The organism is Streptomyces sp. (assembly GCF_031178505.1).
Taxonomy (GTDB): domain Bacteria; phylum Actinomycetota; class Actinomycetes; order Streptomycetales; family Streptomycetaceae; genus Streptomyces; species Streptomyces gulbargensis.
This window is the reverse complement of sequence record NZ_JAPSIW010000574.1, coordinates 1-4,592: the sequence shown is the minus strand read 5'-3', so window position 1 is coordinate 4,592 and position 4,592 is coordinate 1. Positions and strand designations below refer to the sequence as shown.

General features: G+C 76.1%; 3 protein-coding genes. 2 read left to right on the top strand and 1 reads right to left on the bottom strand.

Translation table 11 applies throughout. The features are described from left to right. Nucleotides 1–1,214: BTAD domain-containing putative transcriptional regulator (locus RIF68_RS28055; protein WP_309054095.1), on the bottom strand; the 1,214-nt coding region annotated here is incomplete at its 3' end. A gap of 225 nt (nucleotides 1,215–1,439) precedes the next feature. Here RIF68_RS28055 and RIF68_RS28050 point away from each other — a divergent pair. Then, the gene (locus RIF68_RS28050; protein ID WP_309054094.1) at nucleotides 1,440–3,530 is read left to right on the top strand and encodes a SpoIIE family protein phosphatase; all 2,091 of its coding nucleotides are present in this window, start codon (nucleotides 1,440–1,442) and stop codon (nucleotides 3,528–3,530) included. 6 nt (nucleotides 3,531–3,536) lie between these two features. Next, nucleotides 3,537–4,562, top strand: coding sequence for a PHP domain-containing protein (locus RIF68_RS28045; RefSeq protein ID WP_309054093.1), 1,026 nt, complete (start codon nucleotides 3,537–3,539; stop codon nucleotides 4,560–4,562). The last annotated feature ends 30 nt before the right edge of the window (nucleotides 4,563–4,592 follow it).

Sequence of the window (4,592 nt, the reverse complement as noted above, 5' to 3'; positions counted from 1 at the left end):
ACCCGCACCCCCGGACACCGGGCGAGCAGTTCCTCGGCCAGGCCGGCCACCGGCCCCAGCAGGTGCTCACAGTTGTCCAGCAGAAGAAGCATCCGGCGTCCCGCGCAGTGCTCCACGAGCCGCGCGAGACCGCCCTTGGGCCCGGACTCGGGGACGGGCGGCCGGTTCCACAGTTGCGTCTCCCGGCCCCCGAGGGCGGTGAGCACGGCGTCGGCGACGGCGGACTCCTCGCGGACGGAGGCGAGCTCGGCGAGGTGCACCGGCCCTGCGCACGTGTCGGCGGCCTCCAGCGCGAGCCGGGTCTTGCCGACCCCGCCGGGGCCCGTGAGGGTGACCAGGCGGTGGTCCCGCAAGAGGGCGGTGAGCGCGGTGAGTTCCCCGTCCCGGCCGATGAAGGAGGTCAGCCGCGCGGGCAGGGAACGGGGAGCCGCCACATGGGGTTCGCCGGCGGCGGGACCGGGCGTGCCCGCGAGGAGTTCGCCGTGCAGGGCGCGGAGTTCGGGGCCGGGGTCCGTACCGAGCCGGTCCGCGAGGGTGGTGCGCACCTCCTCGTACGCGGCGAGGGCCTCGGCGGGCCGTCCGGCGGCGCGCAGGGCCCGGATCCGCAGGGCGTGGAGGGGCTCGTCCAGCGGGTGGGCCGCGCAGAGGGCGGCGAGCGGGGCCAGGACGCCGGCGGCCCGGCCCCGGGCCAGGTCGGCGGCGAGCCGGTCGCGCCGCGCCTGCGTGTGCCGCTGGTCGAGGCGTACGGCGAGGGGGTCGGTGTCCCGGCCGGGGAGGTCGGCGAGGGCGGGTCCCCGCCACAGGCCGAGGGCCTCGTCCAGGAGCGCGGCGGCCCCTTCCGGGTCGCCGCCCGCGAGGGCGGCCGCCCCTTCTGCGGCGAGGTCCTCGAACCGGTGCAGGTCGATGTCCCCGGGCTCCGCGACCAGCCGGTAACCGCCGGGCCCGGAGGCGACGGCGCCGTGGCCGAGTGCGCGGCGGAGGCGGCCGACGAGGGCCTGGAGCGCCGGAACGCGGTCCCGGATCCCGGCGTCGTCGTCCTCGCCCCACACCTGTGCGACGAGCGTCCCGGGACCGACCGCCCGACCGCCCGCGGCGGCGAGGGCGGCGAGCAGCGCCCGGAGCCGCGCGCCGCTGAGGGTGGCCTCCGCGCCGTCGGTACGGAGGGCCTGGCCGGGTCCGAGGACGCGGTACGGGAGGGGGCGGGAGGGCTGCACCGGCCCATTCTGCCCCGGGGCCGGAGTCCGCACCGGGCGCCCCCTCCGCGGGGCGGTGAGCGGCGCTCCCCGGGCACGAAGGGTGCCCGGCGCCCCGCCGCGCCCCGTCACCTCCCGTACACCGCCCCCCACCCGTACCGCCGCCGGACACGGAATCGACACGAACGGCGCCACGCCGTGTCGTCGCCATGGCGTGGGAGGGGTGCCGGTTCGACAATGAGGAGGATGACCGAAGACGACCGGCGTACTCACGGGGGCGAGATCGGGCCCACCGAGTGGCTCGCCATGAACCGGACCGGCAGCTTCGACTGGGATCTCGACTCGGGCACCATCGACGTCGACGAGTCCGGGCTGCTGGTCTTCGGGCTGGGCCCGGACGCCTTCGACGGCCGGCCCGTGACCCTCGTCGCCCGGCTGGCGCCGGAGGAGCGGGTCCGGCTGGACGCGGTGGTGCGTACGGCCCTGACGGGGGGTTCCTCCTCGTACACCGCGCACTTCCCGATCCCGCAGGACGACGGGACACCCCATTGGACGCACGTGCAGGCCCGGATCCTGCGGTCGCCGGACGGGCGCGCGCGGCGGGTCGTCGGCATCGTCCGGGACACCACCGCCGAGGTGACGCACTCGGCCTTCGTGCAGGAGCTGGAGCGGCGGCGCGAACACCAGACGAGCATCGTGGAGCGGACCACGCAGGCGCTGTCGCGGGCGGTGACCGTGGACGACGTGACGGCCGCCCTGACCGGTCCCGGGGGTCTGGCGCGGCTCGGCGCCGACGGGCTGGCGCTCGGGCTGGTGGAGAACGGCTCGCTGAACGTGATCGCGCTCAGCGGTGATTCGCTCGACGCCCTGAACGTCTTCCGCACCCGCCGCCTGGACCGGGGGCTGCCGCTCGCCGAGACGGTGCTGAGCGGGCGGCCCCGCTTCGTGTCGTCCTTCCCGTCCCTCGGCCAGGACTTCCCGGAACTGGCCCCGTACATCGAGCGGCTGAAGTTCCGCTCCGCCTGCTATCTGCCGCTGGTGGCGCAGGCCCGCTCGCTGGGGGGCATGGCCCTGTTCTACCGGGGGCGCAGCGAGTTCACCGCCGACGAGCGGATCCTCGCCCTCGGGCTCGCGGCGATCGTCGCGCAGTCGCTCCAGCGGGCGATCCTCTTCGACGAGGAGCGGGAGCTCGCCACGGGCCTTCAGGAGACGATGCTGCCGCGGCGCATCCCGGAGATCACGGGCGGCGAGATCGCCGTGCGGTACCACGCCGCGTGGAGCGGACGGCAGGTCGGCGGCGACTGGTACGACGTCATCTCGCTGCCCCGCAGCCGCGTCGGGATCGTCGTCGGGGACGTGCAGGGGCACGACACGCACGCCGCCGCCATCATGGGCCAGCTGCGGATCGCGCTGCGGGCGTACGCGGGCGAGGGGCACGCCCCTTCGACGGTGCTGGCGCGGGCCTCCCGGTTCCTCGCGGAGCTGGACACCAACCGTTTCGCGACCTGCACCTACGCGCAGGTGGATCTGGCGAGCGGGACCGTACGGGCGGTGCGTGCGGGGCACCTGGGACCGCTGATCCGCCACACGGACGGCCGGGTGGGGCAGCCCAAGCTGCGCGGCGGGCTGCCGCTCGGCCTCGCGACGTACTTCGGGGACGAGGAGTTCCCGGAGACCCGGCTCGACCTCGTGCCCGGGGAGACCCTGGTGCTCTGTACGGACGGGCTCGTCGAGCAGCCGGGTACGGACATCGCGGCGGGGCTCGCCGCCCTGTCGGAGGCCGTGAGCAGCGGGCCGCCGCAGGCCGAGGCGCTCGCCGACCACCTCTCGGACCGACTGTGGGAGCGGTGGGGCGCGGGCGACGACGTGGCCCTGCTGGTGCTGCGGCGCAGCCCGGACCCGGGCACCCCGCGGGCGCCGCGCATCCACCAGTACATCCATCAGGCCGACCCCGCGGGGCTCTCGGACGCGCGGTCGGCGGTCGGCCAGGCGCTGCGCGACTGGGGGATGCCGGAACTGGCCGACGACGCCGAGCTGTTGACCGGGGAGCTGCTGGTGAACGTGCTGCTGCACACCGAGGGCGGCGCGGTCCTCACCCTGGAGGTGCTGCCCGAGCCGGTGCGGCGGGTCCGCCTGTCGGTGCAGGACCGGTCGAGCGCGTGGCCCCGGAGGCGCACCCCGGGCGAGGCGGCGACCTCCGGGCGGGGCCTGATGCTGCTCGACGCGCTGGCCTCCCGCTGGGGGGTGGAGCCGCGCGGCGAGGGCAAGGCCGTCTGGTGCGAGATCGGGCCGCCCGCGGCGGTCGTGGCCGACGTGTCCGTACCGGGACGGGAGTGAGTCGCCGTGGACCCCGTGGCCGCTCTGAACCGGATCGCGTTCCTGCTGGAGCGCGGTGGCGCGCCGGGTTACCGGGCGCGCGCCTTCCGTACGGCCGCGGCGGCGCTCGCCGTCCTGCCGGAGGGAGAGGCCGCGCGGCGCGCGCGGGCGGGCACGCTGGAGTCGGTGAAGGGCATCGGCCCGAAGACGGCGGCGGTGGTGCGCGAGGCGCTGGAGGGCCGCGTACCGGAGTATCTGGCCCGGCTGGAGGCCGAGTTGGAGGAGTCGCTGGGCACCGGTGAGCGGCCGGAGACCGGCGAGGCGCTGCGGGCGGCGCAGCGCGGGGACTGTCACCTGCATTCGGACTGGTCGGACGGTGGGGCGACGATCGAGGCGATGGGGCGTACGGCGGCGGGCCTCGGGCACGAGTGGGCGGTGCTCACCGATCATTCGCCGCGGCTGACGGTGGCCCGGGGCCTTTCGCCGGACCGGCTGCGGGAGCAACTGGACGTCGTGGAGCGGCTGAACGAGGAGTGGGCGCCGTTCCGGCTGCTCACCGGCATCGAGGTCGACATCCTGGACGACGGCTCCCTCGACCAGGAGCCGGAGCTGCTCGACCGGCTGGACGTGGTGGTCGGCTCGGTGCACTCGAAGCTGCGGATGGACGCGCGGTCGATGACCCGCCGGATGGAACGCGCGGTGCGCAATCCGCTGCTCGACGTGCTCGGTCACTGCACGGGGCGGCTGGTGGCCGGCGGACGGCTGCGCCCCGAGTCGGAGTTCGACGCGGAGCGGGTCTTCGCGGCCTGCGCCGAGTCGGGCACGGCGGTGGAGATCAACAGCCGCCCGGAGCGGCTGGACCCGCCGCGCCGGCTGCTGCGGCTGGCCGTGGAGGCGGGGGTGCACTTCGCCGTGGACACCGACGCCCACGCGCCCGGCCAGCTGGCCTGGCAGATCCTCGGCTGCGCCCGCGCGGAGGAGTGCGGTGTGCCCGCCGAGCGCGTGATCACCACCTGGCCGGCTGACCGGCTCCTCGACTGGACCCGGGGCTGACACGGCCTCCACGGGCCGCCGTCCGGGCGG

What these genes read in the sequence shown, in the direction of transcription:
- RIF68_RS28050 (WP_309054094.1), top strand. Translation starts at nt 1,440, where the DNA reads ATGACCGAAGACGACCGGCGTACTCACGGGGGCGAGATCGGGCCCACC.